Raw genomic sequence first — 25,617 nt, 5'->3', positions numbered from 1 at the left:
TAGGGATTCTTGTAAAACCTGGAATCAATACTTGAATACTAGAACCCTGTAGTTGACCCGTCACGCACAATCGCACATTGCCGCAGATCGGCGCCTGCCTGTGACTTTTCAGCTGCACCCCGCCCCCTCGACGCGGCCGGTCGGGAGGAAACGGATGATCCGATCGTGGCGAGGGACAGCCCGGCGCAGGGGAGCCGGACCGCGCGGGCTCAGCCGAGACGCGCCCCTGCACGGAGGAGTTGAGAGGCCTGCCTCGCCGGACGGGCCAAGAAAAAGATTTGATTTAATCCCGAAAAAATCAGGTCATCACGAGGTTTCGTCCGGGCCGTTGCAGGCGGGGGACAAAGGGCGAAGGCATTCCAGCGACTGAAATACGCAGTTCAAATCCCTGATTTCGCTCCGTTTTGGCCTCGTGCCGCCATGTGGAAAACCCGTCGACGCAAGAGCGGCGGATTCACGGCTCCGCCGACAAAATGCATCGATCAAAGCAGGGGTCCTTGCACTGGTATACCAGTCTAGGCGATCTCTAGCCGGCCCCGAGCGAACTCTGCGAAAGAACAGGAGCGGTGTGGTGAAGCGGTCGGTTCTCTGCGCGTCGTTACTTGCCGGCGCCTCCATTCCCCTCTTCATCGGTCCGGTGCTGGCCCAGAGCGGCCCCTTTGCCGGCCCCCTGGAAACACGGCCCGTCACGGCCACGGAGGCCGCGACCGCCACGATGCAGGCGGGGATCGCCGCGTCCCGCAAGAAGCAGGACGGCCCCTACTTCGCGGCCCAGCCGTCCAAGCCGCCGAACTTCCTCTACAAGGGGTTCGGTGAGCCGGAGAACTGGCGCATCAGCGGCTCGTTCCGGCCGCGGGTGGAGGGCATCGCCAACCAGTTCCGCCCGGTCCCGACCTTCGCTTCCAACGACATCCTGAACTCGTACCTCACCACGCTGCACGCGGAGTACGGGATCAAGGGCCCGGTCCGCATCGGGGTCGAGCTGTTCGACAGCCGCGGCTACTTCCAGCAGCGCAACTCCTCCGCCTTCACCACGGAGATCAACGCTCTCGAACCGGGCCAGGCCTATCTCAATTTCGACACCGGCGATCTCGGCGGCGAGGGCTCCAAGAGCAACCTCACGGTCGGCCGCTTCACCAAGAACATCGGCTCGCGCCGCCTCGTCTCGCGCCAGCAATTCCGCAACACCATCAACGCCTATACCGGCGTGAGCTTCGACTGGCAGGGTGGGGGCAAGGACAAGTTCACGGCGCTGTGGGTGATGCCGCACACGCGTCTGCCCGACGACCTGAACGGCATCCTCGACAACGGCATCGAGTTCGACCGCGAGAGCCTGGACCTGCAGCTCTTCGGCGCCTCCTACACCTTCGCGGGCATCTTCGGCGGCACGTTCGAACTCTACGGCTACGGCCTCTACGAGCAGGATTCGGGCACCGGCCTGCGCTCGGTCCAGACCCGCGACCGGCGCCTGTTCACCCCCGGCCTGCGTCTGGCCCGCCAGCCGCGGGTCGGCGAGTTCGACTACGATTTCGAGGGGATCTACCAGACCGGGCTGGCTCGCGAGACGGCCGCCGCCGCCGACCTGCGCGACCTGACCGTCTCGGCCTACTTCGTCCACGCCGAGGTCGGCTACACCCTCGATCACGCGTGGAAGCCGCGGTTCTCGTTGCACTACGACCATGCCAGCGGCGACCGGAACAACGACGGCAAGTTCACCCGCTTCGACACGCTGTTCGGTGCCCGGCGCTTCGAGTACGGCCCGACCGGCCTCTACGGCCCGGTGCAGCGCGCCAACCTGATCTCGCCCTCGATCCGCGCCGAGATCACCCCGAGCCCGGTCTGGGACGCCTTCATCGCCTACCGCCCGCTCTGGCTGGAGAGCGCCACCGACACCTTCGCCGCGACCCTGATCCGCGACCGCACCGGCCGCTCCGGCACCTTCGCCGGCCACCAGATCGAGGGGCGCCTGCGCTACTGGATCATCCCCAACGAGATGATCCTCGATACCGGGCTGGCCTATCTCGCCAAGGGCGACTTCCTGCGCAACGCGCCCAACGCGCCCGATACCGGCGACACCTTCTACGGCTATCTCAACACGACGCTGTTCTTCTGATTCTCATCTCCCGATCTCCTCTCTTGATCCTCTGCCGGCCCCGCTGCGTCCGCGCATAAGCTGACGCAGCGGGGCCGTTGACACGTCACCTAGACTGCAAGCGATTGACAGTCCGGCACGCGAAGATCTGAACACCGACCCAACGGTGACCGCCGCTGAAATCGTGGATTCGGCCGGATCATTCGACGCATCGGGGAGACTTCCGTGGCGAAGACGGCATCTGACACCAAGGCCAAGCACGCCGCGAAGGGTGCGGCCGGAGGCCAGGGTGAGGTCAAGAAGTCCAAGGCTGCGGCCAGGAAGGCCAAGGGCATAGGCGGCACGGGAAAGAAAGCAGCCAAAGCCGAGACGAAGGCTGCGGCCATCGCGGCGGCCGAGACGGCCGCCCGCCCGGACGCGTTCGGGACGGTGGCAAAGGCCACGGTGGCAAGCGCCACGGCGGAGAAACCGCCCCAGGAGGAGGATCTCGCCGTCGCCACCGTGCGCAAGGTGGCGATGGAAGGGGCCAAGACCCGCTCGGAACACGATCTGCTCGGGGATGGCGAGGTGCCGTCCGATGCACTGTGGGGCATCCACACCAAGCGGGCGGTGGCGAACTTCCCGATCACCGGCGTGCCGGTGGGCCATTACCCGGAACTCGTGCGGGCGCTGGCCTTGGTGAAGCAGGCCGCGGCGCGGGCCAACCACCGGCTCGGCTACCTGCCCAAGGGGAAGGCCAAGATCATCGACGAGGCCTGCACCCTCGTCGCGACCGACCCGGCCTACGCCGAAGCCTTCGTGGTCGACGCGATCCAGGGCGGGGCCGGCACCTCGACCAACATGAACGCCAACGAGGTGATCGCCAATGTCGGCCTGAGGCTGATGGGCCGGGCGCCGGGCGACTACGCCGCGCTGCATCCCAACGACGACATCAACATGGCGCAATCGACCAACGACGCCTATCCGACGGCGCTGCGGCTCGCGGTGATCTTCGCCACGCAACCACTGGTGAAGGCGCTCGACGACCTCGCCTACGCCTTCAAGAGCAAGGCGGTGGAGTTCGCCGACGTCCTGAAGATGGGCCGGACCCAACTCCAGGACGCGGTGCCGATGACGCTCGGCCAGGAGTTCGACGGCTTCCACGCCACGATCAAGGAGGACGTGGCGCGATTGACCGAGATCGTCGGCCTGTTCCGCGAAGTGAATCTCGGCGCGACCGCAATCGGCACCGGCCTCAACGCAGACCCGCGCTACGCCGCGCTCGCCGTGGAGGAACTGTCGCGGCTCGCCGGCCAGCCGATGGTGCTGGCTTCCAACCTGATCGAGGCGACCTCGGATCTCGGCGCCTTCGTGCTGTTCTCCGGCGTCCTGAAGCGCGTGGCGGTCAAGCTGTCCAAGATCTGCAACGACCTGCGCCTGCTCTCGTCCGGTCCCCGCACCGGTTTCGGCGAAATCCGTCTGCCGGCGGTGCAGGCGGGCTCCTCGATCATGCCGGGCAAGGTCAACCCGGTGATCCCTGAGGTGGTCAACCAAGTCGCCTACATGGTCATCGGCCACGACCTCACCGTGACGCTCTGCGCCGAGGGCGGCCAGCTCCAGCTCAACGCCTTCGAGCCCACCATCGGCTACTGCGTGCTGAGCAGCCTGCGCATGCTGACGGCGGCCATCGACACCCTGACCAAGCGCTGCATCGAGGGCATCGAGGCCGACCGCGAGCGCTGCCGCAGCCTCGTCCAGGGCTCGATCGGCCTCGTCACGGCGCTCGCGCCGACGCTCGGCTACGAGGCGAGCTCCCGCATCGCCCGCCGGGCGCTGCGGGAGAACCGGACGGTCGCCGAGCTGGTGCTGGAGGAGGGCCTTCTGACCGAGGCCCAGCTCAACGAATTGCTCGAACTGGAGGCCATGACCCATCCGACCCGGCGGCAGAAGGCCGGAACGGTGGGATGATCCTCTGAGGCGTGCGGTCCGCCCCGCTCACGGGATGACCCGCTCCGCCCGCAGCCGCTCGAACAGCGCGAAGAAGGCGTCGTCGGAGGGCTGGTAGTCGAGAAAGCCGAGGCGCCGGCTCTTGCTCATGTCGGTGACGACCTCGATCGGACGGCCGAGATCGGCATCGGTGTGCCACGCGGAGACGAGGCGGTTCAGGTCGGGCTCGATCAGGCCGTGGGACTGGGCGATCTCCGCCCAGAGCGGCGCCGCGCCCGACAGCTGGTGTTCGAGCGGGTTGACCTCGCCGTCGAAGGGCGCCGGCGTGAGCCCGAACCATTGGGCGAGCCGGCCCCACATCCATTGCCAGCGGAAGACGTCGCCGTTGACGACGTTGAAGGCCTCGTTGTGCGCGGCCTCCGTCAGCGCCGCCCATTCGAGGTGGCGGGCGAGCAATCGCGCGTCGGTCACGTCGGTGAGCCCGTTCCATTGCGTCGCCGAGCCGGGGAAGCGGAAGGGACGACCGGTCTCCCGGCAGAGCGTGGCGTAGACGGCCAGCGTCACGCCCATGTTCATGGCGTTGCCGAGCGCGTAGCCGACGATGGTGTGCGGGCGGTGGACGCTCCAGGTGAAGCCGTCGCGCGCGGCCGCGGCGAAGACCTCGTCCTCCTGCGCGTAGTAGAAGTTCTCGACCGGCAGCCGCGGCTGGTCCTCGCGGAAGGGCGTCGGCGGCAGGCTGCCCTGCCCGTAGCTCTCGAACGGCCCGAGATAGTGCTTGAGGCCCGTCACCAGCGCCACGTGGCGGACGCTCGCCCCCGGACGCAGGGCGTCGAGGAGGTTCTTCACCATCGCGGCGTTGACGCGGATGTTCTCGGCCTCCGTCGGCTGGCGCAGCCACGTGGTGATGAAGACGTGGCTCGGCGCCCGCTCCCGGAGCGTTCGGGCGAGCGCCTCCGGCTCGAGCAGGTCGGCGGGCAGCGGCGTGACGCCGGCGATCTCGGGCGGGCGCCGCGCGAGCCCCTCCACCGTCCAGCCCTGCGCCACCAGATGCCGGGCGAGGTTGTTGCCGACGATGCCGCCCACGCCCGCGATCAGTGCCGTTCCCGTCATACCCGTCTCCGGTCCCGTCCTCGGCCCCGTCACGATCGGTGCGGCGCCTGCCTGTCGGAAACCGTCCTGGAGCGGATGCGTTCGATCCCGTATCCGGCCTTCGCCCTAACCGGCGGTGGGCTCCACACTCTCCCGGCCGTCGAGCACGCGCTCGGCACGCTCCCGGTCGAGGTCGCCCTCCCAGGCGGCGACGACGACGGTGGCGACGCAATTGCCGATCAGGTTGCCCAGCGCCCGGGCGATGCCGACGAACCAATCGACCGAGAGCACCAGCACGAGGCCGATGGCGGGAATCGAGGGGACGGCGTTCAGGGTCGCGGCCAGGATCACGATGGCCGAGCCCGGCACGCCGTGGGCGCCCTTCGAGGTGACCAGCGAGACGCCGAGCACCAGCATCAGGTCGCTGAAGGAGAGCGGCGTGTTGGTCGCCTGCGCGATGAAGACGACGGCGAGCGTCAGGTAGATCGAGAAGGCGTCGAGGTTGAAGGAATAGCCCGTGGGCACCACGAGGCCGACGGTGGAATCCTTCACCCCGAGATGCACGAGCTTGCGCATGATCTGCGGCAGCACCGCGTCGGAGGAGCCGGTGCCGAGCACGATGGTCAGCTCCTCGCGCAGATAGATCAAGAGCTTGACGAGGCTGAGGCCCGCGAGCCGCATCACCGCGCCGAGGATCACGAACACGAACAAAGCCACCGCGAGGTAGAACAGGGCCACGAGCGAGAGGAGCTGCGCCAGCGAGCCGATGCCGTAGCGGCCGACCGTGTAGGCGACGGCGCCGAACACCCCGAGCGGGGCCACCCGCACGATCAGCCCCATGGCCTTGAACAGCACCGTGGACAGAGCGTCGATCAGGTCCGAGACCGCCCGGGCCTTCTCGCCGCCGACCAGCGCGAGGCTCACCCCGAACAGCACGGCGAAGAACAGCACCTGCAGGACGTCGTTGCGGGCGAAGGCGTCGAAGGCGGTCTTAGGGATGATGGCGAGGAGGAAATGCGCGATGCCGCCGCCTTGCAGCTTCTGCGCGGAATCGGCGTAGCCGCCGAGAGCGCCGGCATCGAGGTTGGCCACATCGATGTTCATGCCGTGGCCCGGCCCGACGAGGTAGGCGAGCACGAGCCCGAGCACGAGGGCCACGCTCGTCATCGCCTCGAAGTAGATCAGCGCCTTCACGCCGACCCGCCCGACCTTGCCGAGGTCGCCCGCCCCGGCGATGCCGTGCACGACGACGCAGAACACGATCGGCCCCACGATCATCGCGATCAGCCGGAGGAAGGCGTCGCTCAGGACCTTCAGCTCCCCGGCGAAGCCGGGCGCCAGCACGCCGACGAGGATGCCGGCCAGGAGGCCGGCGATCACCTGCACGAACAGGGACTTGTGGAGCGGGGCCCGCTCGGTCGGCAGGGTGGCGGCAGTGCTCATTCGGACGGACTCCTCCCGGCGGTTTTCGCACGCCCCGTTGCGCCGAACGGCCTTCGCCCCGACGGAAAAACGCTTGCGCGCGGCCTCCATCGGCCCTTCGCACAACGTGGGCGGGTATACCCCTAGACCAATCCGGTCAGGTAGTAGACCCCGATCACGAAGAAGACGGCCACGGTCTTGATGATCGTGATGGCGAAGATGTCGCCGTAGGACTGGCGGTGGGTGAGCCCGGTAACGGCGAGCAGGGTGATGACGGCGCCGTTGTGCGGCAGGGTGTCCATGCCGCCGCTTGCCATGGAGGCGACCCGGTGCATCACCTCCAGCGGGATGCCCGCCGCCTGCGCCGCCTCGACGAAGCGGCCGGAGAGCGCCCCGAGCGCGATCGAGAGCCCGCCCGAGGCCGAGCCGGTGACGCCGGCCAGCACGTTGACCGTCACCGCCTCGTTGACCAGCGGATTCGGGATCGCGGAGAGCACGTCCGAGATCGCCTTGAAGCCGGGGAGCGCGGCGATGACCGCGCCGAAGCCGTACTCGGTGGCGGTGTTCATGCCGGCGAGCAGCGAGCCCGCCACCGCCGCCTTCGAGCCATCGGAAAAACGCTCCGCGAGGTTGCGATAGCCGAGGATCACGGTGGCGAGGATGCCGAGAAGCAGCGCGCCCTGGACCGCCCAGATCGCCGCCACGGTCTTGACCTGTACGGTCACGGGATGGGCCGCCATCTCTGGCGTGAGCGCGGCGCTCGCCTGCTCGCCGTAGGAGGCGGTGATCCAGGCGAGCAAGAGCTTGTTGCCGATCCCGACGACGAGGAGCGGCAGGATCGCGACGCCTGGATGGATCACGACCTTGTCCTCGACCGCCTGCGGCTCGTTGGTGTGGCCCTCGCCGTAGCCCTCGTTTCCGGCCCGGCGGCGGCGCCATTCGAGATAGGCGACGCCGACCGCGAACACGAAGAGCGCACCGATGACGCCGAGCCACGGGGCGGCGTAGGCGTCGGTCTTGAAGAAGGAGGCCGGGATGATGTTCTGGATCTGCGGGGTGCCCGGCAGGGTGTCCATGGTGAAGGTGAAGGCGCCGAGCGCGATCGTCCCCGGGATCAGACGCTTCGGAATGTTCGAGCGGCGAAAAAGCTCGGCGGCGAAGGGGTAGACCGCAAACACCGCCACGAACAGCGAGACGCCGCCATAGGTGAGGATCGCGCCCACCAGCACGATCGCGACGATCGCCCTGCCCTCGCCCAAGAGCCCGGTGACGGCGCCGACGATGGAGCGGGCAAAGCCCGAGATCTCGATGAGCTTGCCGAACACCGCGCCGAGCAGGAAGACGGGGAAGTACAGCTTCAGGAAGCCGACCAGCTTCTCCATGAACAACCCGGAGAACAGCGTCGGCACGGCGGCCGGATCGGTCAGCAGCACCGCGCCCATGGCGGCCACCGGCGCGAACAGGATCACCGAGAAGCCGCGATAGGCGATTCCCATCAGGAAGAAGAGCGCCGCGAGGCAGATCAGGAAGCTCAAGGACGCGCCCTCTAAAAATGCCACCCCGAAGGCTGACAAATGGCTTTTGAGGAGGGCCTACTCGGATCCCCTCAGCTCCATCATGTCCGAGCAACTGCCAGATTCATATGGCTAAGCCGCTCCTTCAACGACAGGAAAGCGACAGATTCTGCCTCTGTATCAGTTGCCATCGAAGCGATATTGGAAATGATCACGATATTATTGCTATTGCTACCGTTTTACTGCCCGATACTATGATCACTACGCTTGTAATCCACAAAAACCGCTGTTGCCACCAAGCAACAACGCCACAGATTTTACCCTCACTTGGCCGCAAATATACTCGGCAGATAGACATCCGGCATATACAGACTGCTATGCATCACTTCGCACGCCTGTAAATTTTACCATCTGTAGAGAATCCTTGATGACATTGCCAATCGTATTTAACAACACTGTTTTTGACATTGGCCACCTTGCAGTCAATGGCGGAAGAGATGCGCCAGGAACGTTTTCGGCAATAACCATAGCGCCAGAGGCATATACACTCAACGGCACTATAAATATTCCCGGAGATGCTGTTGTATTTACCAATTCTCGCAACACAAATACATTTACAGCCTATGCGACTAATTTTGATAATCCGGATCGCATACTATTCAATATTAGACCACAAGGTGACGACCTCGCTATAATTGCTTCCAACTCCCCGTTAACACAAGGAGAGATTATTACATTCTCAGAAAGTAGCTTAGGCGACTATAATGTGCTGTGCTTTGCAGACGGAACCGAGATTGACGCTGATGGCGGCAGGTCTGCCGTAGAGGTACTACGTATTGGCGATAGGGTCATAACCGCCTCAGGATCACCGCGCCCCATCACATGGATCGGTCATCGTGAGATCAAGGCTGAAACTGGCTCCATCGCGTTCGAACAGCAGCCGGTTCGAATTCGCGCTGGCGCCTTCGGTAGCAACCTCCCCACCCGAGATCTATGCCTTTCTCCGGGCCACCCGGTGCTAGTGGGCGCCGACTTGAACAATGAGGGCGGTGTGCTTGTGCCCGCGATGTGCTTGATCAACGGCGTCACGATCACTCGCGAGCCGCGCGCTAGCATCACATACTGGCACGTCGAGCTCGACAGTCACGACATTCTGCTTGCGGAAGGTCTGCCTGTGGAAAGCTACTTCGAAATGGGAAGTCGCCCTTGGTTTGCGGGTGCGAACGACCCCCTTATTGAGCCCGATCTGATATGGGCTGACGGGAGCAAACGTTGCCGACCGGTAGCGATTGATGGTCCTCTAGTCGAGGCTGAGCGACTACGCCTCGACGCCGTACTTGCCAGCTCGTTGAGCGAACAGTGTCTATGGGAAACTGATAGCAACTGGGCCGTCTTGGAACCTGTTTGAGGGCTCAAAAGGGCAACACGAGAACAAAGGCTCGCCACATCGACCGAATTTTGGCACCCCCGCGCCTTTCAAGCCGTCTCATAAAATTCGGTGCATCACCAGCGCGTCGACCGGCCCGCGTTCGGGATGGCGGAACACGCCCGGCAGGCGGCCGACCTCGCTGAGGCCGAGGCTCGTCCAGAGGGCGACGGCGTGGGTGTTGGTGGAAACGACCAGATTGAACTGCATCGCGGAAAAGCCCAGCGCCCGGGCGGTCCCGAAGGAGTGCAGGCCCATGGCGCGGGCGACCCCCCTGCCCCGCGCGGCCGGATGCGTGGCGTAGGTGCCGTTGGCGACGTGGTCGCCGGGGCCGAGTTGGTTGGGCCGCACGTAGTAGCTGCCGAGCACCGCGCCGGCGCTCTCCGCGACGAAGACATGGTGGGCCGGGGAGAACCAGTAGGCGAGCGCCCGCTCACGGTCCCAGTCCCGCGGCAGGGCATAGGCCGCGCCCTCCCGCAGGATCGGCTCCAGGAGCGACCAGATCGCGTCGTGATCACGGCCTTGGGCGGGGCGGATGGTGAGGTCGCTCATCGTGTCCGTTGACGGGTGCCGGCGGTCGGGGCCGATTCACGCGCTGGTAGCATGGATCGGATGAAGCCGGGATCAGGGACGCGACGGGGCGGATCTTTCGGCGTAGGAGGCCGCCCCATCGGGACGATGCCCCGCCCGCCAAGAGACGGATATTTCTCCAAATCCCTGGAAAACCACGAGTATCGGCGCATTCTTCCGGCCCTGACTCGGCATTGACGACAGGATTCTTCCAAATCTAGGCTCCGCGGCGGTCGCGCCCGCGGTCGCACAACGACCTGTCCGAGGGAGCAAACGCGATGTATCGGAGATCGACGATCCTTGCCGTCGCAGTGTCGCTCGTGCCGGTTCTTCCGGCCGCGGCCGTCGCGATGCCGATGGGTGGAAGCTATACCGGCCGCGTCGAGAGCGAGGCGCCGCAGGTGCTCGGCCCCGACGCGGTGAAGATCCAGCAGACGGCCTCCGGGATCAATACCGGCCCCGGCACCCCGCTCGACGGCGCCCGGGTGCAATGGGTACAGACCGTCACGCTCAAGAACGGCCAGGGGCCGGTGGAAGGCACGATCACCTTCACGACGCCCGCCGGCTCGACCTCGAGCCTCTACCGGGGCACGGTCGCGACCGACGCGCAGGGCCGCGTCACGGCGACGGGCACCTACCGGGACAGCGCGGCCACCGGCGAATTCGCCGGCGTGAAGGGCAAGGGCACTTTCTCGCTCGCCTACACCTCGAAGACCGAATTCGCCGGCCAGTGGCAGGGCGAGGTGACGCTGCCGGGCCAGAGGTCGTCGAAGCGCTGAGGCCAGCCCCCGGCGTGTCGCGGGGTGCCTCACAGGACGCCCGTCCACCGTTTCCTCCGGGCCGGCGGCGAGCGGGCGTTTCGCGGAAGAGACTCAGCCGGAGACGGAGCCGGGGGCCGGGCGGCGCTCCGGCTCCGTCGTCGGCGCCGCCCTGTCCGCGTCGCCGTCGGGCATCAGCGCGATCCGGCCCCAGCCCGGTAGCTTCAGGGCCGGGCGGCGCCAATCGAGGCCGGCCACCGCGCCGAGCAGGTTGAGTTCCAGCCCGTCGACCCAGCCGACGGTGAGGCCGACATAGCCGCGCCAGGACAGGCGCAGGCCGGTGCCGCTCGGGGTGATCTCGGCGAAGCGGCCCGACGGCGTCCAGTCCTTGCCGAGGGCGGTCGGCGGCAGCGGCACGTCGTTGTCGGGGATGCGCGCGACGACATGGGCGGCGAAGGTGTTCGAGTTCGGCCCCGGCCATGCCTGATAGGAGCCCTGGCTGCGGTGGGGATAGTCCGCCACCGCCGCGCGGATTTCGGGAATCGCCCGCGCCGCCCCCTCGCCGTCGAGCCCGAGCACGACCTCCGGCTCGTTGCCGAACCAGCGCCCGTCCGGCGCGTAGGCGTCGGTGCGCACGGGTCTGCCCCAGCCGACCACGTCGTAGCGGGTGTAGCGAGGCGCCCCGGCTTCCTTGACCACCACCCAGCTGTGGTGGGCGAAGATGCCCCGCCAGCGTCCGACCCGGGCGGCGTAGACACGCACCATCGCCCCCGGCACGGTGGCGGCCGGCGGGAGCAGCCCGGCGCTCGACCAATCCGCCGTCGACCAGTTCTCCGCGCGTCCGCCCTTCGCGGTCCACCACAGGGCGTGGGTCGCGAGCGGAACGAGGAAGAGAAGGATGAGGAGGCCGAGGCCGAGAAGGAGGAAGCGGAGGGCGGGCAGAAGCACGTCGGCGGGCATCGAATTCCGGAAAAGATCAATCCGGACAGGCGGCACCATCTCCGGGGTCCCCAATGTCACGTCCGGCTCCGCGCGGCACAAGCACCTGCGACGCCGCGGCCGGGTGACAGTGCGCGCACCGTGCGGCCGCGCACCGGAAAGCCGCCTGATGCAGACCGGCCACACACGCCCTCCCCCGACCGGATACGCGGCAGATAAGCCTTGCAACATTGTAACATCCTCGCGATGAAACATTGTAACGTGACAAGGTTGGATCGACGGGAATGCGGGGCGGACGGTCGGGACGGATGCTGCTGGCGGCGGGGGCGGTGCTGACGGGCCTGCCCGGAACCGTGCTGTCGGCGCAGGCGCAGGAGGCGGCCACGCTGGAGGAGATCAGCGTGACTTCGGTGAGCCCGATCCAGGGCCGGCCCGCCGCCCCGGCGGCGCCCTCCCCCGCCGCGCCGTTCGCGCGGGCGGCCGAGGTGCTGCCGGTGGTGACGAACACCTTCTCGCCGGTCACGGTGGTGCCGCAGGAGCGGATCGCCCGCGACCAGCCGCGCACGCTCGGCGACGCGCTGTTCGACCGGCCCGGCATCTCGTCCTCGACCTACGCGCCGGGGGCGGCCTCGCGGCCGATCATCCGCGGCCTCGACAACGCCCGGGTGCGCATCCAGGAGAACGGCATCGTCAACGGCGGCGTGTCGGATCTCGGCGAGGACCACGCGGTCCCGATCAACCCGCTCAACGCCAGCCGGATCGAGGTGATCCGCGGCCCCGCGACCCTGCGCTACGGCTCGGGCGCCATCGGCGGCGTAGTCTCCGCCGAGAACAACCAAGTGCCGACCTTCATTCCCGCCCGCGGCGTCACGGGGCAGGTCACGACCGGATACACCACCGTCGACAACGGCCGGACCGGGGCGGCCAGCGTCGATGCCGGCGCCGACGGCATCGCGGTCCATGCCGACGGGTTCAAGACCGCCACCGATTCCTACGCGATCCCCGGCGGCATCCAGCGCAACTCGGCCACCGAATCGCAGGGCGGCTCGGTCGGCATCTCGGCGATCGGCGACCGCGGCTTCGTCGGCGTCGCGTTCAGCCACTACGACGCGCTCTACCAGATCCCCGGCGGCGAGGCCGAGGAGGCGCGCACCCGCCTGACCCCGAACCAGGACCGCCTGCTCGCCCGCGGCGAGTACCGGCCGCTGAACGGGCCGTTCGAGGTGCTGCGCTTCTGGGCCGGCGGATCGGTCTACCGGCACGAGGAGATCGGCCTCGGCGAGGACGGGGCCGACGGGGTCCAGGCGATCTTCAAGAACCGCGAGGTCGAGGCCCGCTTCGAGGCGCAGCACGTCCCGATCATCACCCCGTTCGGCACGCTGACCGGCGCGGTCGGCGTGCAGGCAGGCCGGCGCGTGCTGAACTCGCAGCTCGAGAGCTTCCTGCCGCCGACCGAGTCGCGGATGCTGGCCGGCTACCTGTTCGAGGAACTGGCGGTGGGCGGCGGGCTGCGCTTCCAGGCGGCGGGCCGGATCGAGGGCGACCGGCTCAACAGCATCGCCACGCGGTTTCCCGGCGATTACCTGCCCGACGGCACCGACCCGGCGAGCTTTGCCCTGACCCGCCGCTTCGCCCCGAAGAGCGCCAGCATCGGCGCCCTGCAGGACCTGCCCTACGGCTTCGTGGCGAGCCTCAACGGCTCCTATGTCGAGCGTGCGCCGACGGGCTACGAGCTGTTCTCGCAGGGGCCGCACGACGCCACCGCGACCTTCGAGATCGGCGACCCGACCCTGCGGCTGGAACGCGCCCGCACAGTCGAGATCTCGCTGCGCCGGGCAGAGGGGCCGTTGCGCCTCGACGCCACCGGCTACGTCACCCGCTATACCGGCTTCATCTTCAAGCGCGACACCGGCAACCGCTGCGACGACGATTTCGGCTCCTGCGGCTCCGGCGACGAGTTGCGCCAGGTCGTCTACTCGCAGGCCAATGCCAGCTTCTACGGCGCCGAGATCGGCGCGCAGCTCGATCTCTTCCCCGTCGGCGACGGCTGGGCCGGAATCGAGGCGCAGTACGACTTCGTCCGGGCCCAGTTCGACGACGGCAGCTTCGTGCCGCGCATCCCGCCGCACCGGCTCGGCGGCGGCGCCTTCGTGCGGGCCAACGGCTGGTTCGCGCGGATCAACCTGCTCCACGCCTTCGACCACACCGAGATCGCCCCGTTCGAGACGACGACCCCGGGCTGGAACGACCTGCGCGCCGAACTCGCCTACACCCAGGCGCTCGACCCCGCGGTCTACGGCGCCACGGAGGTGACGCTCGGCCTCCAGGGCCGCAACCTGCTCGACGACGACATCCGCAACTCGGCCTCGTTCAAGAAGGACGAGATCCTGCTGCCGGGCCGCAACCTCCGTCTGTTCCTGACGGCACGGTTCTGAAGGCAGCGCCTCGCTCCCACCCCTACTTGCCGCGGGCCGGCTTTGCCGCCGGCCGCTCGGGCGGCGTGACGGCGCCCGCCACCGTCCAGTGGCACACCGCCGTGCCCTTGAGGGTGAGGCAGTCGTAGGCGCGGCCGTTCAGGGCGACGTGATCGGCGAGCCCCGTGACCGTGGCGCGGTCCACCGGGCTGCAGCCGAGATCGGATTTCGGATCGGTCGCAACCGCGAGCGCGGCGGCGCGGTCCTCGCCCGTGCTGCGCAGGAGGCCGCGCAGGTTGGCCAGGGAGGTGCAGCCGACCACGGAAGTGGGCCGGGCCGGTGCCTTCTGATCGCCGGCCCGGCCGCCCGTTCCCTGCCCTGTCCCTTGCCCTGTCCCTTGCGCGGCAGCGCCCGGCGCGGACGGCGCGAGGGTGACGGCGGCCAGGACAAGGACAGCCGAGGCGGCGAGGGCGCGGTGAGCGACGTGCGGCAGGCGGGACATGGATCGGTCTCGGACGGTGGAGCCTGATCCCGAACGGCGGTTGCCGTTTTTCGGGACGAGACGCCGAGGCCCGGCATACCATGCCCGACGCCCCGGACCGAGCCTGGCGCGTCCGGGCTGATGCCTCACGATCCCGCGCGCGCCTGCTGCGCCCGCAGCTTGGCGTAGCGCTTGAGAACCCGCTCGCGGCGCAGCCGGGTCAGCCGGTCGATCCAGAAGATGCCTGCGAGCTGATCGATCTCGTGCTGCAGGCAAGCGGCACGCAGTCCCTCGGCTTCCTCCTCGTGCTCGGCGCCGTCGAGGTCGCGGTAGCGCACCCGGACCCGGGCCGGCCGCTCCACCGGCTCGACCACGCCCGGCATCGAGACGCTTCCCTCCGGATGCGCGGCCCGCTCGGGCGAGGCCCAGGCGACGACGGGATCGATGTAGACCGCATGCGGCTCGTCCGGCTGAAGCCGGATCACCACCACCCGCTCCGGACGCCCGATATGGATCGCGGTCAGCCCCATCGCCGAGACGGCGCCGAGGGTGTCGAGCACGTCCTCGGCGAGCGCATGCAAGGATTCATCGGTCAAGGCCTCGCCGGTCGCGGAGACGGGTTCGGCCGCCCGGTGCAGACGCGCATCGGGATAGAGGATCAGCGGGCGGACGGGCATGCAAGCAGGTTCCGGGGGCTGGCAACAGGGCAGCGGGCCCGATGCGCGCGCCGTCTTGAGATGCAGCCTTGAGATCGAGTCAAGCGGCGACCCTCCGGCTCGGCGTGCCGTCGAGGATCTGCACGCCGCGGCGTATGGGGGGAGCGGGCGGCCAGCCCCGCCAAAGACGGATCATCGACAGGACGGGCCCGCTCGCAGGAATGTATTGGGAGGAACAGGACCCGGATTTCGCTCCAGGGATTCCGCCCACATCCCAATCCGCGACGCTGCCCATCGAAGGACGACAACGGCCTCCGGAGGCGTCCGGACGTGAAGATTGATGTTCGGCGAATTGCGTCTCCTCCTCATCCGGAAAGTCCAGATGCGATGGACCCGCCGATGGCAAGATACCGGAACCGCTCCGGGGACGATGCATTGTCGTCTCAACCAACAAAGGAGTTCTTCCTCATGAAGACCATGACGACCCTGCTCGCCGGCACAATCGTCGCGGCGACCATGATCGCCGCGGTGCCGGCCTCCGCACAGTCGATCACCATTGGTCCGGACGGACGGCCGGGGCTCGATCTCCGGTCCCGGGCGCAACGCGATCGCGACGACGGCCGCGAGATGCGCAGGCGCGACCGGGACGAGTATTACCGCGAGCAGCGCTTCCGGGATCGCGACCGGTACGAGCGCCGCGGTTACGACCGGCGCGGCTACGATTACTGATCGGGCGCGAGCCCCTCAGCTTCAGGCGTTTTGCCTCGATCAATCGCGGTCGGGATGCGGTCGCCATGACGAGACGACGGAATGGGGCCGGGCGACCGGCCCTTTTTCGTGCCCGGAGCACAACGCCCATCGTCTCCCGAGCCCCCGACATCACGTCATGCCGGCTGCGCGTCTTCGGGATAGGCCAGCAATGGCCGTGCGGTTCGACGGTTCGAATCAGCAGCGGCGACGGCATTCGGCAATCTCCCAACAAATGTTGTCGTCACAACAATGTTACGCGGCGCCAAATCGGTCACACGCGACGTGAGACCAGCGCACTTGCTCCGAATGGCCAAGTTTCTTCCTCGAATTTCCGCTTTGCGCGAAGAGCAGTGCTTGGCGGAAACCTTTGCGCCGCTTGCACGGTTAGCGCATCGAATTTAACCATGCACCGTCGATCGGTGGCCGCCTTTGGCAAGGCCTTCGATGCCCCCCGGAAGGGACGCGGCGCCGGCTTGTTTGCTCGCTCGCTTCGACGAACGGGACGGCCTTTTCGGCCGAGGGCGGGACGCATTTCATACGGGGTGCCGCGGCGAGCGGAGGAGGAACCCGGATGCAGACTGGTACCGTGAAATGGTTCGATGAGATCAAGGGCTACGGGTTCATCCAGCCCGATACCGGTGGCAAGGACGTGTTCGTGCATATCTCCGCCGTCCAGCAGGCAGGCCTGCGCGGCCTCGTCGAGGGGCAGAAGGTCAGCTTCGACGTCGAGAACGACCGCCGCAGCGGCAAACCGGCCGCGGTCAACCTGCAGGCCGGCTGAGGCCGGATACGCTGGACGCTTGAGGGCCCTGCCCTAAAACCTGATTCCATCCCGCAACAGGTCCGAAAATGTTACCGGAGCCGCCCCGAACCGGGGCGACATCTGTTGCGTGTTGCGGCGCACTCGTGCATCGACTGCGCCGGTTCTATAAATGGCCCGATCCGAGTCCAGGCTGCCCGGACTGTGACTGATCCGGCATCCGGCCGTGTCAATGCATGAGAAAGGTCATATGAGCGCATTCGACTTCAGGAATTTCGAAGACCGCCGTCAGAACTCCCAGGCCGCCAAGGCGGCATTGCTCGAGAAGTTCAAGGCCCGGACACCGCTTGACGATCCGGAGATGCGTGCGAAGGCCCAGGCGCGTGCCGAGGTTGCCCGCGCCCGCGACGCGCGCGCCCGCGAGCGCGAGCGCATCCGCATCGAAACCGAGCGGAAGGCTGCGGAGGAGAAGCGCCTGCGTGAGGAAGCCGAGCTCGCCGCTCAGCTCGCCCGCGAGGCTGCCGAGGCCGCCGCTTTGGCCGAACGCAAGGCTGCCGAGGCCGCGGAGAAGAAGGCGGCCCGCGACGCGCGCTATGCCGCCCGCAAGGCCAACGTCAAGATTCGTCGCTGAGCCTCCCGCGGATGCTCCCGGTCCTCCGGGAGCGCCGCAAAGCCGGTCCGCCAAACCGATCGGCTGTTTTCGACACGACCCTGCGCGCCGGACGCTTCGAGCCCGGCGCGTTTTCTTTTGCCTCTCAGCCTCGTCATGACGCAATGCGAGACCGCTCGACGGCACCCGGCCGGACGACCGGCGGCATTCTCTGTGGGCAGATTACGCAGTTCGTGGCCGCGATTGACCAGCAACGCTTGGCAAGCCCGTCTCCGACGACGTTAGAGTGCTTCACACAACGCCCGGTCACGGACCGTTCTCGCCCCGGTGACGAGCGAGCGGCGGGCGTTTTGTGAGAGATGCCTCGATCACCGCGGATGCACGCCGCACCGGCGGCGAGCGCCGGGGCCGAACAGGGAGGGCCGAGCATTGCGTGTCCTGGGCAATCACTTCGGTCCGCCGGCCCGGCGCGGTCTGACCGCGGCCGGCTTGCTTCTCGCCACGCTTCTCGGAACCGGCCTCGGGCCGTCTCCCGCCGCGGCGCAGAGCGAGCCGCCGATCCGCAGCGCGGAGGACGCGTTCTGCCGCAGCGAGGCGCGGGCGCAGGTCTTCTCCGCCCCGGACCCGCTCAATCTCGGCCTGCGCGAGATCGGCCGCCGCATCTGGGCGAGCTGCATGGACCGGACCCAGCGCAAGGCCCATCCGCGCAAGGGACAGAAGCCGCGCAAGCGCCGCCACCGCTGAGCGCAGAACCTCCCTCGCGTGCGAGCGGGGCCGTCCCCACATCCTGCCGGAGACGAAGCAGGAGACGCGTGATGGGCTTACTCGACGGGCTGCTCGGGCATGGCAGCGACCTCTCCGCGGACGAGGTGGACCGGCAGCTCGCCGGGGTGCTGGCGCCGGGCGAGAGCGTGCGCGTCGCCTTCAAGGTGATCCGCGACCTGATGGTCTTCACCGACCGCCGCCTGATCCTGGTCGATCGCCAGGGCATGACCGGCCGCAAGGTCGAGTATCTGACCGTGCCCTACCGCGCGATCACCTCGTTCTCGGTGGAGACCGCGGGCAGCTTCGACATGGATTCGGAGCTGAAGATCTGGGTTTCGGGGCGGCCCGACCCGATCCAGCGCACGCTCAAGCGCGGCGCCGACATCCTGGGGATTCAGCAGGCTATCGCCGGCTCCTTGAAATAGAGCATCATTCCGAAAGGTGATTGCCGGCTTTCGGAGAAAAGATGATGCGAAAACAAGAGCCTCAAGCATCGTCCTGGATCTGGGATCCAGGACGATGCTTTGGACCTCCGCCATGACGTCGAAGGTCGAGTCTTCGAAGGATGGGTCCGAGCCGGGCTTCACGGTCCGGCGCCTCGGCCCCGGCGACATCCCGTCGATGCGCGCCTCAACGTCGTGTTCGGACGCGCCTTCGCCGAGCCCGAGACCCGCGGCGCTGATCGGCAGCTTCAGGCCCATGCCGGGGCGCCGGGGTCATCGTCGTTCAGGGCGATCCCGGCGACGGCCCGGCGCGCGCTCTTCGACCGGCTCGGCACCCGCGAGGAAGTCCTGCATTTCGACCTGCCCGTCGGCGCCCTGCCCTTGCCATAAGGAGCGAATCCCTCTAAAGGCCCGGCCTTCGCGTTCGCTCCGGCCGGGGGCTGAACGGACGGTGCCGCAAGAGACGACCTCTCTCGGCACAGGGTTTTTCCAAAGAACCCGTCGTCCGGTGTCTCCGCCTTCGATCAACCGCTCGGGCCATCATCACGGCTCGAAGGGCTTGGCGCCGAGAGAATGCGAGACGAACCGGCCCGACTAACCCGCGACGCGCGGGCGGGCTTCCTTATGGCAAGGAAAGGCCCAAGAATGCCTCTCTACGAGCACGTCTTCCTGGCGCGCCAGGACGTGACGGCCCAGCAGGTCGAGACCATGGTCGAGACCTACAAGGGCGTCATCGAGACGGGCGGCGGCACGATCGAGAAGATCGAGTCCTGGGGCGTCAAGTCCCTCGCTTACCGTATCAAGAAGAACCGCAAGGCGCATTTCACGCTCCTCAACATCTCCGCCCCCCCGGCCGCCCTGGCCGAGATGGAGCGCCAGATGCAGATCTCCGAGGATGTGCTGCGCTTCATGACCGTTCGCGTCGAGCAGCTGGAGGCCGAGCCTTCCGCGATGATGCAGAAGCGCGACCGCGACGACCGGAAGGACCGCGACCGCGGTGACCGTCCGCGCCGCCGCGACGACGACTTCGGTGGCGGCGACCGTGGTGATCGCGGCGACCGCGGCGATCGTCCCGAGCGCAACTTCGGCGGGGAGAACTGATCATGGCATTCGGTGCTGGTGGTGGCGGCGGTGGCCGTCGTCCGTTCTTCCGTCGTCGCAAGAGCTGCCCGTTCTCGGGCGAGAACGCTCCCAAGATCGACTACAAGGACGTGAAGCTGCTCTCCCGCTACGTCTCGGAGCGCGGCAAGATCGTTCCCTCGCGCATCACGGCGGTCTCGGCCAAGAAGCAGCGCGAACTCGCTCAGGCGATCAAGCGCTCGCGCTTCCTCGGCCTGCTGCCCTACGTCATCAAGTAGAGCGTCTTCCGGCCCGCTTGCCGCGGGCCGATCGACACCGTGAGGGCGGCCCTCCGCAAAGGGGCCGTCCGATCGTTGGGGCAATCGTTTCCCGCCCCTAACCCTGCCCATCACGGGACAGCGGGACAGCGGACTTCATGACCAAGGACATTCCTGTCGGCGCCGGTGCCGGCCTCGTGGCGGCTTTGCTGTTCGGCGTGCTGCTCAAGGGCAGCGTTGTCGCTTTTTTTCTTTCCCTGCTCGTTCCGCTCCCGATCCTGATCGTCGGGCTGGGCTGGAGCTACCGCGCGGCCATTGCCGCCGTCGTTACGGGCGCGCTTGTACTCGCGCTCCTTCTCTCTCCCTATTTCGGATTGGTCTTCACCGGCTTTCTGGCTCTGCCGGCCGGATGGCTCGCCTATCTCGCCCTGCTTGGCCGAACGGACGCGAACGGCACTCAGGAATGGTACCCCACCGGCCGTCTGCTCGCCTGGGTAGCGGGCACGGCCGCACTTGCCTTCGTGGGCCCTGCCGCCGTCACATCGCCGAGCTACGACGCGTTCAACAGCCACGTGTCGTCGACATTCAGCCGCGCCGTCGTACAGTTTCAAGTCCAGCGCGGTCGGCTTCCGCCGCTCGCGGCGTCCCCGGAGCAGACCGAACCGAAGGATGGCCCGTCCCAGCCTTCTCCCGACGGGGCGTCTGGATCAAGGGCACCGGGCGAGGTGAAGCTCGATGGTCGGGCGGAGCAGCTCGTGGAAGCTCTGACCCTCGTCTTCCCGGCGTTCGTCGCCCAGGGTCTCACGATCCTGTTCACCTTCTACCTCTGGGCCGCCGCCCGCATCGTGCAGATCTCGGGGCGCCTGCTCCGGCCCTGGCCCGACCTGCCCTCCACGATGATGCCGCGCTCCACGCTGCTGGTCTTCGCCGCCGCCCTGACGCTGGCGATGGTGCCCGGCTATCCCGGCGCGCTCGGCATCGCCCTGATCGGCGCCTTCAGCGCGGCCTTCGCCCTCCAGGGGCTCGCCGCCTTCCACGACCGCAGCCGTGGCCGGCCGGGGCGCTTCGCCCTGCTCGCCGGCCTCTACGTGCTGCTGTTCCTCACCCAGGGCGTGGCCATGCTCGCCCTGATCCTGTTCGGCATTGCCGATACCGCCCTCGACCGGCGCCGCCCGCAACCCCGCGGCGACGCCTGATCGCACCCGCTTCCAAGCAACCTCAAGGAGAAGCCCCATGGAAGTCATCCTGCTCGAACGCGTCGCCAAGCTCGGCCAGATGGGCGAGACCGTGAACGTACGTCCCGGCTACGCCCGCAACTTCCTGCTCGCCCGCGGCAAGGCCCTGCGCGCCACCGAGAACAACAAGAAGCATTTCGAGGCCCAGCGCGCCCAGCTCGAGGCCCGCAACCTCGAGCGCCGCAACGAGGCCCAGGCGGTGGCCGAGAAGCTCGACGGCCAGAGCTTCGTGCTGATCCGCCAGTCCGGCGAGACCGGCGTGCTCTACGGCTCGGTCTCGACCCGCGACCTCGCCGAGGTCGTCACCAAGGAGGGCTTCAGCGTCGAGCGCGGCCAGTTCGTGCTCAACCAGCCGATCAAGACGCTCGGCCTGCACACCGTGCCGGTGACCCTGCACCCCGAGGTCGAGGTCAAGGTGACCGTCAACATCGCCCGTTCGCCGGAAGAGGCCGAGCGTCAGGCCCGCGGCGAGTCGGTGACCGAGCGCGAGCAGTTCAACCTCGACGACCTCGGCCTCGAAGTCGGCCAGGCCCTGGCCGATGCCGGCGAGGGCGCCGACGACCGCGGCTAAGTCCGGGTTTTCTCCAGGGCTCCGCCCTGGACCCGCGAAAGGACCCGTCCTTTCGAAACCTCTGACTCGAGCCGCATAAGCGGTGGAGAACGGGGATGCGCCGGCCTCCGGCGTTGACTTGTTCCCAATTCGTTCCAGCATGACGCCCGCGATTCCCGTGACCCGGGAGCCGCGGGCGTCTCGCGTTTCGGGGCCCGTGGCGTGCGTGTTGCAGCCGTTCCGAGCCGGGTCGGCTAAGGAAGGCTTCACCATCCCGAGGCAAGGTCCGGCGGGCATGAAACGGGGCGGCCGAGCCGCCCGACATCGGAGCGACGGACAAGCGCCATGGCCCTGCCCAACGCCCTCACGGCCAATCTCGAGACGGTGCAGCCCGAATACCGGGTGCCGCCGCACAACATCGACGCGGAGCAGGCCCTGCTCGGCGCGATCATGGTCAACAACGACGCCTATTACCGCGTCTCGGACTTCCTTCTGCCCGAGCACTTCATGGAGGCGGTCCACCGCCAGATCTTCGAGGTGTCGGTCTCGCTGATCAAGGCGGGCAAGCTCGCCACGCCGATCACGCTCAAGACCTATCTCGGCGACATCGATCTCGGCGGCGTCACGCCGATGCAGTACCTCGCCCGCCTCGCGGCGGAGGCGACCACCGTCATCAACGCGGGCGAGTACGGCCGCACCATCTACGATCTGGCGATCCGCCGCCGCCTCATCACCATCGGCGAAGATCTGGTCAACGGCGCCTACGAGGCGCCCGTCGAGTCGAGGCCGCGCGACCAGATCGAGGCAACCGAGCGCCGGCTCTACGAACTGGCCGAATCCGGCAAGTACGACGGCGGCTTCCAGAAATTCTCCGACGCGCTGACCGCGGCCATCGACATGGCGGCCAAAGCCTACCAGCGCGACGGCAAGCTCTCGGGCATCTCCACGGGGCTCACCGACCTCGACGCCAAGATGGGCGGCCTGCAGCCCTCCGACCTCATCATCCTCGCGGGGCGCCCGGCCATGGGCAAGACCTCGCTCGTGACCAACATCGCCTTCAACATCGCCAAGGCCTATCGCGGCGAAAAGCAGCCCGACGGCACCATGCAGACCGTTAACGGCGGCATCGTCGGCTTCTTCTCCCTCGAAATGTCGGCCGAGCAATTGGCGACCCGTATCATCGCCGAGCAGTCCGGCGTGCCCTCCTACAAGATCCGCCGCGGCGACATCCGCCCGGAGGACTTCTACAAGATCACAGACGCCGCCCGGGACATGCAGACGATCCCGTTCTACATCGACCAGACCGGCGGCATCTCGATCGCCCAGCTCGCCGCGCGCGCCCGCCGCCTCAAGCGCCAGAAGGGCCTCGATCTGCTCATCATCGACTATCTCCAGCTCCTCTCGGGCTCCGGCAAGAAGAGCGACAACCGCGTGCAGGAGATGACCGAGATCACCACCGGCATGAAGGCTTTGGCCAAGGAGCTGGCGGTGCCGATCATCGGCCTGTCGCAGCTCTCGCGTCAGGTCGAGAACCGCGACGACAAGCGGCCCCAGCTCTCGGACCTGCGCGAATCCGGCTCGATCGAGCAGGACGCCGACGTGGTGATGTTCGTGTTCCGCGAGGAGTACTACGTCGGCAACAAGAAGCCGCGCGAGGGCACGGAGGAGTTCTTCGCCTGGGAGGCGGAGATGCAGCGCGTCCACGGCAAGGCCGAGGTCATCCTGGGCAAGCAGCGCCACGGCCCGACCGGCACGGTGGAGCTGCAGTTCGACGCCAACATCACCCGGTTCTCGAACCTGGCGCAGAGCGACCGGATGCCCGAGCAGATGTAGCGGCAAAGTCGTCTCCACCGGGGAGGACTTTCGCCGATGCGCCTTTGGGTTCTCTCGGACCTGCATGTCGAGTTCGGAGCCTGGATACAGCCCTCGCCGCCTCCGGACCACGATGTGGTTGTCGTTGCGGGCGATGTCGGCGAGCGACTCGCCGCGCGGGTGCTACCCTGGCTGCGGGCGACCTTTCCGGGGCCGCAACCCGTGCTCTATGTGCCAGGCAACCACGACTTCTACCGGACGACGCTCCAGCGCGAGATCGTCGCGGCACGGGCGGTGGCGGCGGATCTCGGGCTGCATCTCCTCGCCGAGGGCGAGAGTGTCGTGTTCGGCGACACTCGCTTCATCGGCGCAACGCTCTGGACCGACTATGCGCTGAAGCCCGAGGCGCGGGCGCATGCGATGAACGCGGCCCAAGACCGCACGACCGGCATGAACGATCATCGCCGGATCAAGGCGGTGGTCGCGGGCGGCATCAACGCCTTCCGCCCAGGCTTGGCGGCGCGCATCCATGCCGCGCAGCGGGCGGTGATCGAGGCGGCGCTCGCCGCATTCTTTTCGGGATCGACCGTCGTGATCACCCACCACGCACCGCACCCACGATCGCTCGCGGCGGGTGCCTGGACAGCCGTCCTTGATGCCGCCGACACCTCCGATCTGTCATCGATCCTGCAAGGCCCCCATGCCCCGGCCCTCTGGATTCACGGCCACGTGCATGCAAGTTGCGACTATCGTGTCGGCAACACGCGGGTGTTGGCCAACCCGCGCGGCTACGTCGAGGCGGGACGGCCCGGCAACGCCGCTTTCGACCCCTCGCTCATCGTCCCGGTCGGGGACGCGCCCCGCAGGAGTTCGTCATAGCGCCCCAGGACCCCGCCCCCCCGAGCGGCCACGGCGCCCGCCTGACGGTCGATCTCTCCGCCGTGGTGGCGAACTGGCGGGCGCTCGGCGCGTGCGCGCCGCGGGCCGAGTGCGGCGCCGTGGTGAAGGCGGACGCCTATGGCTGCGGCCTCTCGGCGGTGGCGCCGGCCCTGTGGCGGGCGGGCTGCCGGACGTTCTTCGTGGCGCACCTCTCCGAGGGCATCGCCGCGCGGAAAATCCTGCCGGAGGCCGCGCTCTACGTGCTCAACGGTCTGCCGCCGGGCCGCGCGGAGGCGTTTCGCGCCCACCGCCTGCGCCCGGTCCTGGGGGACGCGCAGGAACTCGCCGAGTGGGCCGAGGCCATGCAGGGCGCGGGGCCGGCCGCGCTCCACGTCGATACCGGCATGAACCGGCTCGGCCTTTCCGTCGCGGAGGCTCTGGCGCTGGCCGGTGATCCGCGGATCGCGCGCGCCGGCATCGACCTCGTGATGAGCCATCTCGTCAGCGCGGAATTGCCCGGCGATCCGCTCAACGCGCGCCAAGCCGCCGATTTCGCCCGTGTGCGGGCGGCCTTTCCGCAGATGCGCGCTTCGCTCGCCAATTCCTCGGGCACCTGCCTCGCGCACGACGCCCGCCACGACCTGCTGCGGCCGGGCTATGCGCTCTTCGGCGGCAACCCGGAGCCCGGACAGCCGAACTCGATGCGGCCGGTGGTGCGGCTGGAGGCGACGATCCTGCAGGTCCGCGACGTCGAGGCCGGCGCGACCTGCGGCTACAACGGCCGCTGGCAGGCCCCTGCCCCGCGCCGGCTGGCCACGCTCTCGCTCGGCTACGCCGACGGTTATCCCCGCTCGGCCAGCAATCACGGTTACGCGCTGGTTGGCGGCGTGCCCTGCCCGATCGTCGGCCTGATCTCGATGGATCTCATCATCCTCGACGTCACCGGTGCTCCCGAGGCGCGGCGCGGCGGCAAAGCCACGCTGATCGGCGATAGGCTCGACATCGACACGGTGGGGCAAGCCGCCGGCACCATCGGCTACGAGATCCTGACGAGCCTGGGTTCCCGTTATGTTCGCAACTATGTAGAGTGACCGATCTTTCCCACCCATTCCCCTCATCCTGAGGCGGTGGCGCGAGGCGGCGCCCTCGAAGGAGGGCTCCAGGGATCGCGTGGCCGGCGGGAGCCCTC

At 67.8% G+C, this 25,617-nt stretch carries 25 protein-coding genes; 18 read left to right on the top strand and 7 right to left on the bottom strand.

The window, feature by feature from the left end:
* Positions 1-571 precede the first annotated feature (571 nt).
* Positions 572-2,113: an alginate export family protein gene (locus E4V01_RS17625; RefSeq protein WP_135299234.1), complete on the top strand. Its 1,542-nt coding sequence runs from the start codon at positions 572-574 to the stop codon at positions 2,111-2,113.
* A 204-nt stretch (positions 2,114-2,317) separates the two neighbouring features.
* Positions 2,318-4,039, top strand: coding sequence for an aspartate ammonia-lyase (locus tag E4V01_RS17620; RefSeq protein WP_135299233.1), 1,722 nt, complete (start codon positions 2,318-2,320; stop codon positions 4,037-4,039).
* A 27-nt stretch (positions 4,040-4,066) separates the two neighbouring features.
* On the opposite strand, the gene E4V01_RS17615 is transcribed toward E4V01_RS17620, so the two are convergent.
* The 3 genes from E4V01_RS17615 to E4V01_RS17605 all read right to left on the bottom strand — a co-directional run bounded on the left by E4V01_RS17615 (position 4,067) and on the right by E4V01_RS17605 (position 8,064).
* Positions 4,067-5,128 carry an SDR family oxidoreductase gene (locus E4V01_RS17615; protein ID WP_135299232.1) on the bottom strand — a complete coding sequence of 354 codons (1,062 nt, stop codon included), beginning with the start codon at positions 5,126-5,128 and terminating at the stop codon, positions 4,067-4,069.
* A 105-nt stretch (positions 5,129-5,233) separates the two neighbouring features.
* A complete protein-coding gene (locus E4V01_RS17610) occupies positions 5,234-6,550 on the bottom strand; it encodes a dicarboxylate/amino acid:cation symporter (RefSeq protein ID WP_060772367.1) in 1,317 nt (438 codons plus the stop codon).
* Between the two features lie 122 nt (positions 6,551-6,672).
* Entirely contained in the window at positions 6,673-8,064 is a 1,392-nt protein-coding gene (locus tag E4V01_RS17605) for a GntP family permease (RefSeq protein ID WP_060771224.1), read from the bottom strand.
* Positions 8,065-8,470: 406 nt separating this feature from the next.
* On the opposite strand from E4V01_RS17605, the gene E4V01_RS17600 reads away from it, so the two are divergent.
* Positions 8,471-9,451, top strand: a complete 981-nt coding sequence (locus E4V01_RS17600) for a Hint domain-containing protein (RefSeq protein WP_135299231.1) — start codon at positions 8,471-8,473, stop codon at positions 9,449-9,451.
* Positions 9,452-9,529: 78 nt separating this feature from the next.
* On the opposite strand, the gene E4V01_RS17595 is transcribed toward E4V01_RS17600, so the two are convergent.
* Positions 9,530-10,021, bottom strand: a complete 492-nt coding sequence (locus tag E4V01_RS17595) for a GNAT family N-acetyltransferase (protein ID WP_135299230.1) — start codon at positions 10,019-10,021, stop codon at positions 9,530-9,532.
* Positions 10,022-10,317: 296 nt separating this feature from the next.
* On the opposite strand from E4V01_RS17595, the gene E4V01_RS17590 reads away from it, so the two are divergent.
* Positions 10,318-10,818 (top strand): hypothetical protein, encoded by a 501-nt coding sequence (locus tag E4V01_RS17590; RefSeq protein ID WP_060771222.1) that lies wholly within the window; start codon positions 10,318-10,320, stop codon positions 10,816-10,818.
* Between the two features lie 93 nt (positions 10,819-10,911).
* Here E4V01_RS17590 and E4V01_RS17585 read toward each other — a convergent pair whose 3' ends face one another.
* On the bottom strand, positions 10,912-11,757 hold the full coding sequence (locus E4V01_RS17585; RefSeq protein ID WP_135299229.1) for a DUF3750 domain-containing protein: 846 nt from the start codon (positions 11,755-11,757) through the stop codon (positions 10,912-10,914).
* Positions 11,758-12,044: 287 nt separating this feature from the next.
* Between E4V01_RS17585 and E4V01_RS17580 the strand changes: the two genes are divergently transcribed.
* Positions 12,045-14,171 carry a TonB-dependent receptor gene (locus E4V01_RS17580; protein WP_135299237.1) on the top strand — a complete coding sequence of 709 codons (2,127 nt, stop codon included), beginning with the start codon at positions 12,045-12,047 and terminating at the stop codon, positions 14,169-14,171.
* 22 nt (positions 14,172-14,193) lie between these two features.
* On the opposite strand, the gene E4V01_RS17575 is transcribed toward E4V01_RS17580, so the two are convergent.
* Both E4V01_RS17575 and E4V01_RS17570 read right to left on the bottom strand, forming a co-directional pair.
* A complete protein-coding gene (locus tag E4V01_RS17575) occupies positions 14,194-14,652 on the bottom strand; it encodes a hypothetical protein (RefSeq protein ID WP_135299228.1) in 459 nt (152 codons plus the stop codon).
* 125 nt (positions 14,653-14,777) lie between these two features.
* Positions 14,778-15,308 (bottom strand): peptide deformylase, encoded by a 531-nt coding sequence (locus E4V01_RS17570; protein ID WP_135299227.1) that lies wholly within the window; start codon positions 15,306-15,308, stop codon positions 14,778-14,780.
* Between the two features lie 447 nt (positions 15,309-15,755).
* On the opposite strand from E4V01_RS17570, the gene E4V01_RS17565 reads away from it, so the two are divergent.
* The 13 genes from E4V01_RS17565 (at position 15,756) to alr (ending at position 25,519) form a co-directional block, all read left to right on the top strand.
* A complete protein-coding gene (locus E4V01_RS17565) occupies positions 15,756-16,016 on the top strand; it encodes a hypothetical protein (RefSeq protein ID WP_060771218.1) in 261 nt (86 codons plus the stop codon).
* Positions 16,017-16,608: 592 nt separating this feature from the next.
* Positions 16,609-16,818 carry a cold-shock protein gene (locus E4V01_RS17560; RefSeq protein WP_060771217.1) on the top strand — a complete coding sequence of 70 codons (210 nt, stop codon included), beginning with the start codon at positions 16,609-16,611 and terminating at the stop codon, positions 16,816-16,818.
* Between the two features lie 229 nt (positions 16,819-17,047).
* Positions 17,048-17,428 (top strand): DUF6481 family protein, encoded by a 381-nt coding sequence (locus E4V01_RS17555; protein ID WP_060771216.1) that lies wholly within the window; start codon positions 17,048-17,050, stop codon positions 17,426-17,428.
* Positions 17,429-17,836: 408 nt separating this feature from the next.
* The gene (locus tag E4V01_RS17550) at positions 17,837-18,151 is read left to right on the top strand and encodes a hypothetical protein (protein ID WP_060771215.1); all 315 of its coding nucleotides are present in this window, start codon (positions 17,837-17,839) and stop codon (positions 18,149-18,151) included.
* A 71-nt stretch (positions 18,152-18,222) separates the two neighbouring features.
* The gene (locus E4V01_RS17545; protein ID WP_135299226.1) at positions 18,223-18,597 is read left to right on the top strand and encodes a PH domain-containing protein; all 375 of its coding nucleotides are present in this window, start codon (positions 18,223-18,225) and stop codon (positions 18,595-18,597) included.
* 213 nt (positions 18,598-18,810) lie between these two features.
* On the top strand, positions 18,811-19,005 hold the full coding sequence (locus E4V01_RS17540; protein WP_245517595.1) for a hypothetical protein: 195 nt from the start codon (positions 18,811-18,813) through the stop codon (positions 19,003-19,005).
* A gap of 255 nt (positions 19,006-19,260) precedes the next feature.
* Positions 19,261-19,716 (top strand): 30S ribosomal protein S6, encoded by a 456-nt coding sequence (gene rpsF, locus E4V01_RS17535; RefSeq protein ID WP_012456123.1) that lies wholly within the window; start codon positions 19,261-19,263, stop codon positions 19,714-19,716.
* A gap of 2 nt (positions 19,717-19,718) precedes the next feature.
* Positions 19,719-19,973, top strand: coding sequence for a 30S ribosomal protein S18 (gene rpsR, locus E4V01_RS17530; protein ID WP_004446294.1), 255 nt, complete (start codon positions 19,719-19,721; stop codon positions 19,971-19,973).
* 137 nt (positions 19,974-20,110) lie between these two features.
* Positions 20,111-21,148: a DUF2232 domain-containing protein gene (locus E4V01_RS17525; protein ID WP_135299225.1), complete on the top strand. Its 1,038-nt coding sequence runs from the start codon at positions 20,111-20,113 to the stop codon at positions 21,146-21,148.
* Between the two features lie 37 nt (positions 21,149-21,185).
* Positions 21,186-21,758, top strand: coding sequence for a 50S ribosomal protein L9 (gene rplI, locus E4V01_RS17520; protein WP_060771212.1), 573 nt, complete (start codon positions 21,186-21,188; stop codon positions 21,756-21,758).
* A gap of 324 nt (positions 21,759-22,082) precedes the next feature.
* The gene (locus E4V01_RS17515; RefSeq protein WP_056201164.1) at positions 22,083-23,570 is read left to right on the top strand and encodes a replicative DNA helicase; all 1,488 of its coding nucleotides are present in this window, start codon (positions 22,083-22,085) and stop codon (positions 23,568-23,570) included.
* A 36-nt stretch (positions 23,571-23,606) separates the two neighbouring features.
* Complete coding sequence (locus E4V01_RS17510) at positions 23,607-24,428, top strand: metallophosphoesterase (protein ID WP_135299224.1); 822 nt, start codon at positions 23,607-23,609, stop codon at positions 24,426-24,428.
* A complete protein-coding gene (gene alr, locus E4V01_RS17505; protein WP_153227051.1) occupies positions 24,425-25,519 on the top strand; it encodes an alanine racemase in 1,095 nt (364 codons plus the stop codon). The genes E4V01_RS17510 and alr overlap by 4 nt, the downstream gene beginning before the upstream one ends.
* Positions 25,520-25,617 lie beyond the last annotated feature (98 nt).

Source organism: Methylorubrum sp. Q1, assembly GCF_004683995.1.
Taxonomy (GTDB): Bacteria; Pseudomonadota; Alphaproteobacteria; order Rhizobiales; family Beijerinckiaceae; genus Methylobacterium.
Note: the sequence above shows the minus strand (reverse complement) of the source record. Positions and strands in the feature narration are given on the sequence as shown.